Below are 13,588 nucleotides of genomic sequence, written 5' to 3'. Positions count from 1 at the left end.
ACTACACTCCTCGTTAAATACGTATTGCCTGTCCGGCACTGATTTTCGCCAGCATCTGCTGACTAACCTGACTAAGATCGACCACTTCGCTGACGCCACCCATATTGATGGCCTCGCGCGGCATGCCGAACACCACACAACTTGCTTCATTCTGCGCGATGGTCCAGGCGCCAGCCTGGTGCATCGCCAGCATTCCGGCGGCGCCATCGTTGCCCATCCCCGTCAGGATCACCCCAACGGCGTTGCGCCCCGCGTGTTTCGCCACCGAATGAAACAGCACATCCACCGACGGACGGTGCCGGTTAACCGGCGGCCCGTCATGAATTTTGATTTGATAGTTAGCGCCGCTGCGCGCCAGCTCCATATGCTTATCGCCCGGGGCGATATAGGCATGCCCCGGCAGAACGCGTTCGCCATCCTCCGCCTCTTTCACGCTAATCTGACACAGCTTGTTCAGACGCTCCGCAAACGAGCGGGTAAAGCCTGGCGGCATATGTTGAGTGATCAGAATACCTGGGCTTGAAAGCGGCAATGGCTGGAGTACATGACGAATTGCCTCTGTTCCGCCGGTAGAGGCGCCGATAACCAGCAGCTTTTCCGAGCTCAGCAGCGGACCGGCTTTCAGGGTGGCCGGGGCCGCCAGCGGCTTATGCGTAGCAACCCGCGCCCTTGCCGCGGTACGAATTTTTTCCGCGATCATCTCGCTATACGCCAGCATCCCCTCGCGAATGCCAAGCTGCGGTTTGGTGACGAAATCCACCGCCCCCAGCTCCAGCGCCCGCAGGGTAATTTCGGACCCTTTTCCGGTCAGTGAAGAGACCATCACCACCGGCATCGGCCGCAGACGCATTAACTTCTCGAGGAAGTCGATGCCGTCCATGCGCGGCATTTCGACATCCAGGGTCAGCACGTCGGGGTTATATTTTTTGATTAAATCCCGGGCTACCAACGGATCGGGGGCCGTCGCCACCATCTCCATGTCGCTGTGGCTGTTGATAATCTCAGTCATGATCTGGCGCATTAACGCTGAATCATCAACTGACAAGACCCTGATTTTACTCATGCTTTATCCTTACTCAGCGCATATACCGTCTGGCCACGCAGGCTAAACTCGCGCACAAGATTGCTGAAGTTCTCCGAGTGCCCGGCAAACAGTAAACCGTCAGGTTTGAGCAACGGCACAAAGCGGCGCAGGATCTCCTGCTGCGTCGTTTTGTCGAAATAGATCATCACGTTACGACAGAAAATGGCGTCAAAAGGCCCCGCCACGTTGTACTGCTTCTCCAGCAGGTTGACCATGGAGAACTCCACCGCATTTGCCAGTTCGCTACGCACCCGCACCAGCCCTTCGTGCGGACCGGTGCCACGCATGAAGTAGCGCTGAAGCTGCTGGGGTGACAGCGTTTTTAGCTCCTCCTGGCGATAGATCCCGCTCTGTGCTTTTTGCAGCACCTCGGTATCTATATCGCTGGCGATCACCTTCCAGCGGCCCGGGGCGGTACCCAGCGTGTCGGCCAGGGTGATGGCGAGCGAGTAAGGCTCTTCCCCGGTCGACGCCGCCGCGCTCCAGACGCGATATTCGCCGCCGCTGCGGCGGCGGGCATGCTCCGCCAGCACCGGGAAGTGGTGTGCTTCCCGGAAAAAGGCGGTCAGGTTGGTGGTCAGGGAGTTGATAAACGCCTGCCATTCCGCGCTGTTTGGATTTGCTTCCAGCATCCCCAGATAGCGACCAAAATCATCCAGTCCGAGCGTGCGCAGGCGACGCACAAGGCGGTTGTAGACCATGTCCCGCTTGTGATCGGCCAGCACAATCCCCGCGCGCTGGTAGATTAACTGACATATCCGACGGAAATGCGCGTCGGACAGCGCGAGGCGCTGTGTCATCTGTAACAATAATGACGATTGCCCTGAGGGCAGTGGTGATGTCATAGCGCCTTCTTACTTAATCACGTTCAGGTTCCGACTGGTACGGCCTGCGACCGCCCGACTTCTGTAACTGTTTCAACACGTTCATTCACATTAAATACTGCCACCAGCGAGGTAAGGTGATCCGCCTGGCCGGCTAACTGATCGGTGGCTGCCGCGGCCTCTTCCACCAGCGCGGCGTTCTGCTGAGTCACCTGATCCATCTGACTTACCGCCTGCGCCACCTGCTCAATACCGCGGCGCTGTTCATCGGATGCGGAGGCGATTTCGCCCATAATGTCGTTAACCCGGGTGACCGAGCTGACGATCTCGGTCATGGTTTTCGCCGCCGTATCCACCAGCGCCGAACCCTGCTGAACGCGGGACACCGACTCTTCAATCAGCACCTTAATCTCTTTCGCCGCGTTGGCGCTGCGGCTCGCCAGGTTACGGACCTCGCCGGCCACCACCGCAAAGCCACGCCCTTGCTCGCCCGCGCGGGCGGCTTCGACCGCGGCGTTCAGCGCCAGAATATTGGTCTGGAACGCGATGCCATCGATCACGCTGATGATGTCGCCAATCTTTTGCGAACTGGCGGCGATCTCATTCATGGTGTTCGCCACGTGGGATGCCTGTTCGCCCCCCTTCTTCGCCGTCTGCGCCGCGCTCTTTGCCAAACCAGAGGCCTGGCGGGCGTTGTCGGCGTTCTGCCCGACGGTGGCGGTTAACTGCTCCATGCTGGCTGCCGTTTGCGCCAGCGATGCCGCCTGCTGCTCGGTGCGCGAAGAGAGATCGTTATTGCCCTCGGCAATTTCGGCGATCCCGGTGTGCATGGCGTAACTGCCCTGACGCACCTCCGATACCGTTTCACGCAGCGAGCCCTGCATCGCCTTCAGGCTGGCGAAAATGGCCGAAATTTCATTTTTGCCGTATACCGCCACCGGCCGCGCCAGATCGCCTTTGGCAATGCTGTCGAAATGGCTGCTGATAATTGCCAGCGGCTGGACAATCATCTTGCGCGACCAGAACAGCGCGGCGCTGGTCAGCAACACCGCCAGCACAATCATGGTGGCGAAAATCACGCCGGACATGTGGTAGCTGTTGCGGCTGTCATTCCCCGCCGCCTGCACAAAGTTATTGATCTCCTGCTGCCAGGCGTCGGTGCTGGCGTCAAATGCCGCCTGCGATTCCTGCACTGGCGCGGTCAGAAAATCTGACAGCTGGTTGTTCTCAAGCCACGTCGCCTGATGCTCCAGATCGCCATACCACTGGCTGAACGCACCCTGCATCGCTTTTTTCAGCTCTGCGTCCTTCGCGCTAATCGCCGCCTGGCCGCTAAAGGTTTTGAACAGGCCTTCAGCCTGCTTCAGGCTACCGCGCGCGGTCACCATTAGCGCCTTAATGTCATCGGGCGGATAGCTCAGGGCGGTTAAGGTGCCCGCTTTATTCAGCGCCGTGCTGGCCTGCAACAAGACTGCCCGACTCTGGGTAAGCAGCTCACGCTGCTGATTACTGCCCTGCATCTCCTGTAAATTTTGATAACCATCGCGAAAAGCCCAAAATGACAAGCCGTTACTGCCAACCTGCAACACCCCACAGAGAATCAAAATCAAAAACAGGGTGGTCGAGATACGAATACGATTTAACATCCACGCTCCCATTTAGCGGCCAGCAGCCGCGATTTAACGTACAATCAAAATGTTTCCCAATTCTCATCTTTCCCGGTTGCCACTGCGCGTACGTAAGCCGGTGCGTTAACCGGCGCGGCCGGTTGCGGGCTGACGCGCGATGAAACCGTGCTTGCAGGTTCAGAGTTAAGACGAAACGCCGAGACGGCCATCTTCAGACGGCTCGCCTGCTCTTCCAGTTGCGCCGCAGCGGCTGCGGACTCCTGAACCAGCGAGGCGTTTTGTTGTGTGACGCGATCCATTTCCGATACCGCCAGGGCCACCTGGTCGATACCACGGCTCTGCTCATCGGAAGCGGAGGCAATTTCCCCCATAATGTCCGTGACGCGGGTAACGGCATTCACGATGTCATTCATGGTTTCGCCCGCGCTCTCCACCAGCACCGAGCCGGTGTCGACGCGCGCGACAGAGTCTTCAATCAGAGCTTTGATCTCTTTCGCCGCGTTGGCGCTGCGGCTGGCAAGGTTACGCACTTCACCGGCGACCACCGCAAAGCCGCGCCCCTGCTCACCGGCACGCGCCGCTTCTACCGCGGCGTTCAGCGCCAGGATATTGGTCTGGAAGGCGATACCGTCGATCACGCTGATAATGTCAGCGATCTTCTTCGAGCTTCCGGCGATGTCGTGCATGGTTTTCACCACGCCATCCACCACCTTGCCGCCGCGCTGTGCGGTTTCGGAGGCGCTGTTCGCCAGCTGTGAGGCCTGGCGGGCGTTATCCGCATTCTGTTTCACGGTGGCGGTGAGCTGCTCCATGCTGGCCGCGGTCTCTTCCAGCGCCGACGCCTGTTGCTCGGTACGGGAGGAGAGGTCGTTGTTACCCATTGCGATTTCGCTGGTGCCGGTATAGATGGCCTCCGAGCCCTGACGCACGTTCGCCACCGTCTCGCTCAGCGAGCGCTGCATGTGGTCAACGCTGATGGCCAGCTGGGTGATTTCGCTGCGCCCGGTGATGGTCAGGGACTGGGTCAGATCGCCGCTGGCAATGTGACGGATATGGTCGATGACACGGTTTAACGGGTTAAGCAGGGTATGGCGAATGCCGTACCAGACCCCCACCAGTACGATCGCCAGCGCCAGGGCCAGGATCCCCATCTGCCATTTGGCAAAGGTGTAATCCTTTACGCTGGCATTAAACGCCGCCTGGTTACGCGCGTCGGACGCGGAAACGTAATCCCGCAGAGCGGTCCCCAGCGCGTTCTGTTTTGACTGGGTTGCCTGGGCGAAATAGGCCTCCATGTTGCCGTTATCAAGGAACTGGATCAGTTCAGTGAGCGCCGCTGCATAGTCCCGGTATGCCTCATTGATGGTCTGGCTCACCTGCTCCATCGAAGGCTGTGGAGGGATGGCGCTGTAAGCTTTGAAGTGTTTATCCGCTTCCGCCAGCGTAGTGCGGGCGCTGTTCATCAGTTCCGTTTGCGGCTTAGCGGGATCGGTCACCATACGTGCGGAGGCGCGGCTCAGGTTGATGCGCGTTTGCAGCAGGTAATCCCAGGTGGAGGTGATTTCACTTTGTTGAACCCGGAACGCGTTAGAAACCGCGAAACTGTCCTGGTTGGCTTTAATGGAAGAGAAAAAGAGACTGCCGGAAACGAGCTGCAGCAGAGCGAAGACAGCCAGCACCAACATCAGCATTGTCACAACGCGCATACGGTTCAACATACAACACCTTCTCATTGTTTTGTTCTCGGTGTTATCGGCACAACTGAGAGGAACTTTACATTTGCGAAAGGGAAAAGCGCGGTTCAGAACGCGACGTCTACCACGAGGGTATCGCTGTAGTTGCCGGCAGGGGGCGTGGTCTGGTTGGGGAGGATGCGGGCAGTGTAGTTATAGGTGCGCAGCAGGCCGTCGGTACTCACCTGGGATGAGGCTCCGCTCGACCAGCGCTCGGTGCCGCTTACGCCCCAGCGGTTGGCGGTGGCCTCTTTATAGATCTCATAGCTCATGCGGTTGTTGCCGCTGGCCATGCGCCGGACATTATTCAGGGCGTTGAGGCCGTTATTGATGCCGATGGTATAGGCGCTGCCCTTGGTGCAGGTGACGGCGATGGACTGGGAGATGGTGGGGAAATTCTGTACCAGCGGCGCGCTGTTAAAGTTGATGTTCGGGGTGGTCATGGCGCTGCAATCATTGGTGACGTTCATATTGAGGGTGATGCTGGTCACCGCCGTACCGGTCTGGGGGGTCAGGCAGAGCCCCACGGCCCCTACCTGGCAGACGTTGTAATTAACGCTGAAGTTAAGCGTCACCTGATAGGGCCCGGCGCTGACGTTCTGCCCGGCGACGGTGCGGAAATAGAGCGGAATATTGTACTGTCTGGAACCGAGCAGCCCCAGCAGCGTGCTACCGCTCCAGGTGTAGGAGCGGGCGATCTGCACTTCGCTGGTGCCGGTGCAGCCCGACGCACCGCACAGTCGGGTGGGAATAACATCGGTGATGGTGGCGTTATCGGTGCGTTTCAGGGTGGCGCGGCTGGCGGCGCTTACGGTAGCCCCGGTGTAGTTGAGGGTGATGGAGTCGTTGGTCAGCAGGTTAAGCACCGCATCGCAGCTTACCACCAGGGTGCCGGTGGTCTGTACCTCGTTGCCCCCACTCAGGGCGAAAGAGGTCACGCTGCCAAAGCTGGCGTTGACGGTACTGACGGTACAGGCCCCCCAGCCGGTACCGGAGACCAACAGCAGCAGTAACAGCAGCAGGCGCCTCATGGTGCCAGCCTGCAGGTCAGCGGGCCGTAAGTTTGCAGCTTATGGTCCGGGTTAGGAGCAAGGGTCAGGGTCACCTGGCAATATTTGCCCTCCGGGGTGCGCACCTCCAGTGGGTTAACGTCATTCAGGTTCTCCAGCCAGGCGATGCCATCATAGCCCACGGTGGCCGGGGCGCGTGAGGCGCGTCGCACCTGGCTGCCGAGCGGAATATCCTGGCCCTCGCCGTCGTGCAGGATCACGCTGGCCACCCGCTCCTCCTCCATCGGGAAATCCACCAGATACCCGCTGTTGCGGCGCAGCGCCACCCGCCGCTCGGTCTCTTTTAGCCGGGTATCGGCGGGCAGGTTCAGGGTGTTGATGCTGTAGCTCGCCGGATAGTAGGCGGATACGCCGCTCACCAGCAGGTAGCCATTTTGGTTGGTTTTTCCCACCGGCTGGTTTTCGTAGCTTACCGGCACGTCGGGCTTGCCGTCGGTGCTGATGACCACGAAGGCGTCGTTGATCTTATTGGCGGCAAAGAGTTCGCCGTCCATCAGCACCAGCGAGCCCAGCGCCTCGCCCCACCAGGTCATCATGTCGCGCTCGCCGTAGGTGCCGCCCTGCACTTCAATATTGTTGTTACGCCAGCCCAGCGAGGCCTGCTGGTAGCTGCGGGATCGGGACTGGTTCGCCAGGGCCATGTTCCAGCTAAAGCCGCCGTCGGTGGGCATGGCGTGGTTGTAGTTGATGCGCTGGGTGCTGCCCGCGTCCGGGGTGTTTTCCAGGGTGACGGCGGCGCTGTCGCGTTCGCCGAGCGGAATTTGCAGCGACAGGGCGACCGTCCAGTCGCCCCGCTGCTGGTCCCGGCTGGCGGCAAGATAGATACTGCTGCTGCGCCACAGGTTGCGGCTCCAGGAGAGGTTGAGCAGCTCGGTTTTCTCGCTGTCGAAACTCTCCACCCCAATCCAGGCGGCGCCGATATTGCCATAATCACCCAGATTAAGGCTCAGGGAGTACTGGTCCGTATTGCGGCTAAGGCTGGCGATGGGCTGGTTGAATTCGTCGTATACCGTCGGCTGGTCGTAGAGGGCCAGATTGCCAAAGCCGCGATCCCGGCGGCTGTGCTGGGTAGCAATGCTGAATTCGCTGGTGCTGTACTGGTAGCCCCAGTTAATCTGCCCCCCCTCTTCACCATACATCCGGCTGCGGGTATATGCGGTATTGACCACGCCGAAACGCCCCATTTTTACCACCGTACCCACACCGCCCAGCGCCAGCTCTTCGGCCCCTTCGCCATGTCCTTCGAGGGTCAGCCAGTCGGTCAGCCCATAGCGGTAAGAGCCGCTCCCCGCCGCCGGGCCGTAATCAAAGCTTTCAATACCGTAGTTGCGGCGCAGGCTGCCGAGGGTCACCGCCCCGTCGCTCAGCCCCGCCTTCAGCAGTTCGCTGGTGACGTAAAACGGCAGCGTGGTGCTCACCTGGCGGCCCAACGCATCGGTGGTGACCAGCACCGCATCTCCGGCGCCGTTGATATAGGGTAGATTGGTGAGGGTGAACGGCCCCGGCTGCAGGCGGGTGGAGCCGGCGCGATAGCCGTTAACGAACAGGTCTACCGAGGTGGGCACCGCCGCTTCCCCGGAGAACTCCGGCAGCGGCCAGGTGACCAGATCCGGGCGGAGCGAAAAGTCGCGGCCATAGCTGATGCCCCCCATGCGCACGCTGCTGCTCCAGCTGACGGCATCGCTGATGACATCCCCGGCGGTCCAGGTGGTGGCATTATCTTCATTGGTGACCAGCAGCGTGGTGTCGTAACGCACGTATCCCTCCTGCATGCTGCCGCCGGAGAGGTTTTTGCGCACAAAGCCGGTGGAGGAGAGAGAACCCCGCTCGTCAAAGTAGCGGAACTCATGCCAGAGCGAGGCTTGCCCGCCCGCATGATCGGTCTTGCTGGTATAGAAGTCATAGTTGAGCAGCGCCCCTCTGCCGTAGTGGGGAGTGCTCTGGGTCAGCTCGCCGCCAAAGGGGGTGACCCGGGCGGAGATCCACTCCCGGGGCACGCTCAACAGCAGGCGCTGCCCGGCGCTGTCATACTCGCTGCGCACATCGGCGAGGGTCGTCAGATTAACCTCCCCCGGCGGGACATTTTCCGGCGGCAGGCCTGCGCGCAGCAGGTCAGCGCTGGAGACCAGATAATCGCCGTTGCGCCGGGTGACAGGCACCACCAGCCCGGTATCGTAGTGGTTGACGATCAGCGCCAGCTGAAAGACCGCTTCGTCGTTCAGGGACTGGGGCGCGGGCGGCGGCGGTAGCGCATCGTCGCCGGTGTTGGCCCAGCCTGCCGTGGAGACGCAAAGCAGGATCATCATCGTGGGTTTCAGTTGACGGGGGCCGACTGCCATTCGGTATCCCTGGCATTAATTTGCGCACTCATCTGGCCCGGCTGGGTGATGCCTGAGGGGAGAGGCCAGCTGCGTTCGCTGCCCGGCAAAACATACCCCAGCAGACCGTCCGCCATGGTCCTTTTCTGTCCGCCCTGAGTCAGGGAAACCTGACTGAGCCGAACGTGGACATCACCCCGGTTACGTACCTGCAGCGCGGGCTGGCCGTTTTCGCGGATAACCCGCCAGCTCAGGTTGCGCGGCTCGGCAAGGGCATGATGCTCCCCCTCTTTGATGGTTTCGATCCCCTGGCCGTAAACAAACAGCGGAATGGAGTAGCGCATCTGCAGCTTAAGGCCGTTCTGCGGCGTGGTGTTGTCCTGAGGCCGGGGAATTTCGTCGACGATGATGCGGTAGGCCTGCTCAACCCCCATCGGCACCTCGCCCTGTTTTATCAGGCGAATAAGCTGCTTGCTGCCTTTGGCAATAGTGACAATCGGCGGGCTGGCTACCACCTCCTGCTGGGCGGTGTAGCGCTCAAGGCCGCCCTCCTGGCGCCAGCGCACAATGCGCACCTGCATGGTGGTGGCGCTGTTGCCCTGGTTTTGCACCCACAGCTCGGTCGCTTTGGTATCGGCCGATAGCCAGGGATCGATGGGCCACAGCAGAATGGATGCCGCGCCCTGGGCGACGTGCGCCGTTATCCCCAGCGCCACCAGCAGCGCCAGCGGGCCGCTTGCAAATGCCTTCATGGTCGTTCTCCCTGTATCACCAGGACAAGGTCACGGTGAGTTGATCTGAATAGTTCCCGGCCGGGCTAAAGCCCGTCAGAAGCGCCACGCCAAACAGCGGCAGGGCGATGTTATTGCTATTGGTATAGGTTACGGGTATGGCCTGGTTAACGCCGATTTCGCTGTTTGCCCCCAGCGAACTGCTGCTGTAGAGCCGGTAGGCGACCCGTTGGGTGCCGCCGGCGCGCTGCATATTGCGCACCGAGGCGTAATACTGTCCGCCGTCGATGCTCATGCTCAGCGCCACCCCCGGCGTGCAGGCGATACTCAGCGAACCATTAGGCACAAAGCTGGTGCTGACCTGGCCGCTCTGCACCCCGCTGTAGCTGCCAAAATTGAGCGCCCCCAGGACTCCGCCGGTGCCGGAAGTCACCGAGCAGCCGGGAGTAATGGTGGCATTCACCTGAAACGACTGGCTGGTCACCGCCCGGGCACTGGTCGTCGTCAGCATCAGGGCGACCAGGCAAAAAATGGCATGCAGCCTCCCCTCACTCCACGACAGGAGTGATATGGTCACGCGCTTCATCAATCGCGCGGCTAGTAAGTGACGCTGACGTTTATGGTGTCGGTGTAGGTGCCAGGGACCACGGTGACGCTGTTGCCGCCGCCGGTAATACGGCCATAGAGCGTGTAGCTATTAACCCCGCCTGCGGTAGAGGCCACCGGGATCGGCGCGTTATTGGCGATCACGTTGTTAAAGCTGCTGTCGCTGAACAGGCTATATGCCACACCCTGAGCGGTATTCGCGGTGTTGACCAGATAGCGCGCTGGCGTGCCGGGCGTACCCACAACCGTTCCCGGCGAGGTGGAATTGGTATTGCCGGTAATGGCGACCGTGTAGCTGTCGGTGGTGCACTGGATGGTAAAGGTATTGCCCCCATTGGCTCCGGTGAGCTGGGTGGTGAGCGTGGAGAAGGTTGCCGGATGGGTACCGAAATCGAGGGTACCGAAGTTAATGCCGTTCTGGTTTGGCGATCCGTTGATCAGGCAGCCGTTGGTCAAGGTCAGGGTTGCGCCAATGGTCCCGCTGCTGGTTACCGCCTGTGCCGGAACTGCCGCCATCGCCAGGGCCGATCCCGCCAATAACACCAAAATTTTTCTGTTCATTTTCCACCCTCCAGAAAATGTCGCCGTCGTTATCCTCTATTTTTGATAACGCTCAAATTGTTAGCACCCATTACTATTGTTAATAGGTGGTTAAAATCAATTTAGATTAAGGCACCGCGAACAACCACTTTAGCCAGACGGCTAAGACAAACGGCGTATTGACAAAAATTATCTTTTAATAACAACAGGATAAATTTTTAAAACTCCTGAACATCGAAGCCAGACGAGATAAAAAATAGGAATAATGTGATACAGATCACAATATATCTTCTTGTTTTCATTGGTTATTTTAATAGCGGTTAAATAAGAGTTAAGCCAGAGAAACTATTACCTGGATTCGGATGATGAATATATTCACAATTTGAATAAATGACGGGCAGAAAATAAGAGCAGGTCGGTACATAACGGGAAAAATAAATAAGGGGACCAGCATGGTCCCCTTGAAGTGTTGTCCTGGCCGCCGCAGCGGTGATGGCGTCAGGCTACGTGGCTTGCCGCCACGTCCAGCAGCGCCATCTCATCACTGTTCAGCAGCTTCTCGATATTCACCAGAATCAGCATACGGTCACCGAGCGCCCCCAGACCGGTCAGGTATTCGGTGGACAGCGTAACCGCGAATTCCGGCGCCGGGCGGATCTGCTCGGCGGTCAGGGAGAGGACATCGGAAACCCCATCAACCACAATCCCGACCACGCGCTGGCCCAGATTGAGCACGATCACGACCGTATTGTCATCATACTCGACATCGCCCTGGCTGAACTTCACGCGCAGGTCGACGATTGGCACGATAACGCCACGCAGGTTGGTCACGCCTTTAATGAAATCTGGCGTGTTGGCGATGCGGGTCACCTGATCATAGCCACGGATCTCCTGCACCTTCAGAATATCGATACCGTACTCTTCGTCACCTAAGGTGAAAACCAGGAATTCCTGCCCTGATGGCTCGCCGGCCAGCTTGGTTACATTACTCATACCGGTCATTTTTTTACCTTCTTAACTGAATCAGGCGGCTGTGTGCGCCATACGTTGTTCACGATTTAATCCCTGAAGCGCCGAAACATCGACGATCAGCGCCACGCTGCCATCGCCGAGGATGGTGGCGGCTGAAATGCCAGGTACTTTGCGGTAGTTGCTCTCGAGGTTCTTCACCACCACCTGATGCTGACCAATCAGCTGATCGACCAGCAGAGCGTAACGGCGGCCTGCGCTTTGCAGAATAACCACAATCCCCTGCGTGGCTTCTGTTTTGGCGCCGTCCACGTCGAACACTTTCCACAGTTCCACCAGCGGCAGGTATTCGCCACGCACTTCCAGCACGCGCTCACCGCCTGCCAGCGGGTGCAGATCTTCTTCACGCGGCTGCAGCGATTCCATCACCGCGTTCAGCGGCAGGATGAACACTTCGTCCGCCACTTTGACCGACATGCCGTCGAGGATCGCCAGCGTCAGCGGCAGCAGAATGCGGATAGTGGTGCCTGAGCCCTGCTTCGACTTGATCTCAACGTGGCCGCCCATCTCCTGGATGTTACGTTTCACCACGTCCATACCCACGCCGCGCCCGGAGACGTCTGTGACCTGCTCCGCGGTGGAGAAGCCTGGGGCAAAGATCAGCATGCCCACCTCTTCGTCGGTCATGTTTTCGCTGACCGCCATCCCCTGCGACATCGCTTTCGCCAGGATACGCTCGCGATTCAGGCCTGCGCCGTCATCGGTCACTTCGATGCAGATGTTCCCGCCCTGGTGTTCCGCAGACAAAATCAGGTTACCCACCGGGGATTTCCCTGCGGCAACACGGTTTTCCGGCAGTTCGATCCCGTGGTCAAGGCTGTTACGCACCAGGTGCGTTAACGGGTCGATAATGCGCTCAATCAGGCTTTTATCCAGCTCGGTGGAGCTGCCCATCAGCGTCAGTTCGATTTGCTTATTGAGCTTGCCCGCCAGGTCGCGCACCAGACGCGGGAAGCGGCTGAAGACATACTCCATCGGCATCATACGGATGGACATCACCGATTCCTGCAGATCGCGGGCGTTACGTTGTAACTGGCCCATGCTGGTGATGAGATCGCCGTGGTTGACCGGGTCCAGCTCGTTGGAGCGCTGGGCCAGCATCGACTGGGTGATCACCAGTTCGCCCACCAGGTTAATCAGCTGATCCACTTTTTCCACAGCGACACGAATACTGGTCGATTCGCTGGAGCGGGCGGCCGGTTTTTCACGCTCGCCGCGGTTTGGCGCAGCGGATTCGCCCGGAACGGCTTTCAGCGCAGGCGCGGCAGGTGCCACGGCCGGTACCGCCGGTGCAGCCGCGACTTCGGCCACTTCCGCCGTTTCTGCAGCCGGTGCATCGGTCACGGCCTCAAAGTCAATCTGCTCAGGTTCAATGACAAAACAGAGCACGGCGATCACGTCATCTTTGCTGATGCCGCCATCGAGGTTAGCTGCCAGCGTGTCCTTGCCCTTCACCACGTTGCTCAGGGTGGCGAGATTGCTCAGCTCTTCTTCCAGAAGGTTAACTTCGCTCTCTTTCAGGCGGGACAGCACCACGCGCAGACGGTTGTCAGCGGCAGGCGCGGCCGCCGGAGCGGGCTCAACAACGCTCAGTTTTGCCGGGCTGACGGCAACGGCTGCCGTCTCGCCTTTGGCTTCCAGCGCTAACTGACGCAGCGCGTTGCAGATATATTCAAAGCTGGCAGCGTCCGGCTCTTCCGAGCTTTTATAGGCATCGAGCTGTTCCTGCATAATGTCTTTCGTTTCCAAAAACAGGTTAATAATGTCGGTATTGAGCTGCATCTCACCGCGTCGGGCCTCATCGAGCAGGTTCTCCATCAGATGAGTGGTTTCCTGCAAAATGGTAAAGCCAAACGTACCGGCGCCTCCTTTAATGGAGTGAGCTGCGCGAAATATGGCGTTGAGCTGCTCTGAATCCGGCGCCTCGGGCACCAGGTCCAGCAGGTGTTGCTCCATATCCGCCAACAACTCGTCGGCTTCATCAAAAAACGTCTGGTAAAAATCGCTAATATCCATGCTCACGCT

General features: G+C 59.2%; 11 protein-coding genes. All 11 read right to left on the bottom strand.

The window, feature by feature from the left end:
- Positions 1-13 precede the first annotated feature (13 nt).
- The 11 genes from B3X29_RS17510 to cheA all read right to left on the bottom strand — a co-directional run bounded on the left by B3X29_RS17510 (position 14) and on the right by cheA (position 13,585).
- Positions 14-1,063, bottom strand: a complete 1,050-nt coding sequence (locus tag B3X29_RS17510; protein ID WP_156654806.1) for a protein-glutamate methylesterase/protein-glutamine glutaminase — start codon at positions 1,061-1,063, stop codon at positions 14-16.
- On the bottom strand, positions 1,060-1,929 hold the full coding sequence (cheR, locus tag B3X29_RS17505; RefSeq protein ID WP_103180084.1) for a protein-glutamate O-methyltransferase CheR: 870 nt from the start codon (positions 1,927-1,929) through the stop codon (positions 1,060-1,062). The genes B3X29_RS17510 and cheR overlap by 4 nt, the downstream gene beginning before the upstream one ends.
- Positions 1,930-1,952: 23 nt before the next feature.
- Positions 1,953-3,554, bottom strand: a complete 1,602-nt coding sequence (gene tap, locus B3X29_RS17500; protein WP_159339524.1) for a methyl-accepting chemotaxis protein IV — start codon at positions 3,552-3,554, stop codon at positions 1,953-1,955.
- A gap of 44 nt (positions 3,555-3,598) precedes the next feature.
- Positions 3,599-5,254: a methyl-accepting chemotaxis protein II gene (tar, locus tag B3X29_RS17495; RefSeq protein WP_159339525.1), complete on the bottom strand. Its 1,656-nt coding sequence runs from the start codon at positions 5,252-5,254 to the stop codon at positions 3,599-3,601.
- A gap of 83 nt (positions 5,255-5,337) precedes the next feature.
- Positions 5,338-6,300, bottom strand: coding sequence for a Csu type fimbrial protein (locus tag B3X29_RS17490; protein WP_103180087.1), 963 nt, complete (start codon positions 6,298-6,300; stop codon positions 5,338-5,340).
- Positions 6,297-8,678: a fimbria/pilus outer membrane usher protein gene (locus B3X29_RS17485; protein WP_159339526.1), complete on the bottom strand. Its 2,382-nt coding sequence runs from the start codon at positions 8,676-8,678 to the stop codon at positions 6,297-6,299. The genes B3X29_RS17490 and B3X29_RS17485 overlap by 4 nt, the downstream gene beginning before the upstream one ends.
- Positions 8,654-9,409 (bottom strand): fimbrial biogenesis chaperone, encoded by a 756-nt coding sequence (locus B3X29_RS17480; protein ID WP_159339527.1) that lies wholly within the window; start codon positions 9,407-9,409, stop codon positions 8,654-8,656. Before B3X29_RS17480 ends, B3X29_RS17485 begins: the two co-directional genes overlap by 25 nt.
- A gap of 16 nt (positions 9,410-9,425) precedes the next feature.
- On the bottom strand, positions 9,426-9,899 hold the full coding sequence (locus tag B3X29_RS17475) for a Csu type fimbrial protein (protein WP_409454951.1): 474 nt from the start codon (positions 9,897-9,899) through the stop codon (positions 9,426-9,428).
- 86 nt (positions 9,900-9,985) lie between these two features.
- Entirely contained in the window at positions 9,986-10,555 is a 570-nt protein-coding gene (locus B3X29_RS17470; RefSeq protein WP_159339529.1) for a Csu type fimbrial protein, read from the bottom strand.
- A gap of 477 nt (positions 10,556-11,032) precedes the next feature.
- Positions 11,033-11,536, bottom strand: coding sequence for a chemotaxis protein CheW (gene cheW, locus B3X29_RS17465; RefSeq protein WP_032611989.1), 504 nt, complete (start codon positions 11,534-11,536; stop codon positions 11,033-11,035).
- Between the two features lie 21 nt (positions 11,537-11,557).
- Entirely contained in the window at positions 11,558-13,585 is a 2,028-nt protein-coding gene (gene cheA / locus B3X29_RS17460; protein WP_159339530.1) for a chemotaxis protein CheA, read from the bottom strand.
- Positions 13,586-13,588 lie beyond the last annotated feature (3 nt).

The organism is Leclercia sp. UBA5076, from assembly GCF_002416465.1.
Lineage (GTDB): Bacteria > Pseudomonadota > Gammaproteobacteria > Enterobacterales > Enterobacteriaceae > Enterobacter.
This window is presented reverse-complemented; position numbering and strand designations above follow the sequence as displayed.

Bases quoted from the DNA above. Each gene is read 5' to 3' on its own strand.
- B3X29_RS17510 (WP_156654806.1), bottom strand. From the start codon at position 1,063: ATGAGTAAAATCAGGGTCTTGTCAGTTGATGATTCAGCGTTAATGCGC.
- tar (WP_159339525.1), bottom strand. From the start codon at position 5,254: ATGTTGAACCGTATGCGCGTTGTGACAATGCTGATGTTGGTGCTGGCT.
- B3X29_RS17470 (WP_159339529.1), bottom strand. From the start codon at position 10,555: ATGAACAGAAAAATTTTGGTGTTATTGGCGGGATCGGCCCTGGCGATG.
- cheW (WP_032611989.1), bottom strand. From the start codon at position 11,536: ATGACCGGTATGAGTAATGTAACCAAGCTGGCCGGCGAGCCATCAGGG.
- cheR (WP_103180084.1), bottom strand. From the start codon at position 1,929: ATGACATCACCACTGCCCTCAGGGCAATCGTCATTATTGTTACAGATG.
- B3X29_RS17475 (WP_409454951.1), bottom strand. From the start codon at position 9,899: ATGCTGACGACGACCAGTGCCCGGGCGGTGACCAGCCAGTCGTTTCAG.
- B3X29_RS17480 (WP_159339527.1), bottom strand. From the start codon at position 9,409: ATGAAGGCATTTGCAAGCGGCCCGCTGGCGCTGCTGGTGGCGCTGGGG.
- B3X29_RS17490 (WP_103180087.1), bottom strand. From the start codon at position 6,300: ATGAGGCGCCTGCTGCTGTTACTGCTGCTGTTGGTCTCCGGTACCGGC.
- tap (WP_159339524.1), bottom strand. From the start codon at position 3,554: ATGTTAAATCGTATTCGTATCTCGACCACCCTGTTTTTGATTTTGATT.
- B3X29_RS17485 (WP_159339526.1), bottom strand. From the start codon at position 8,678: ATGGCAGTCGGCCCCCGTCAACTGAAACCCACGATGATGATCCTGCTT.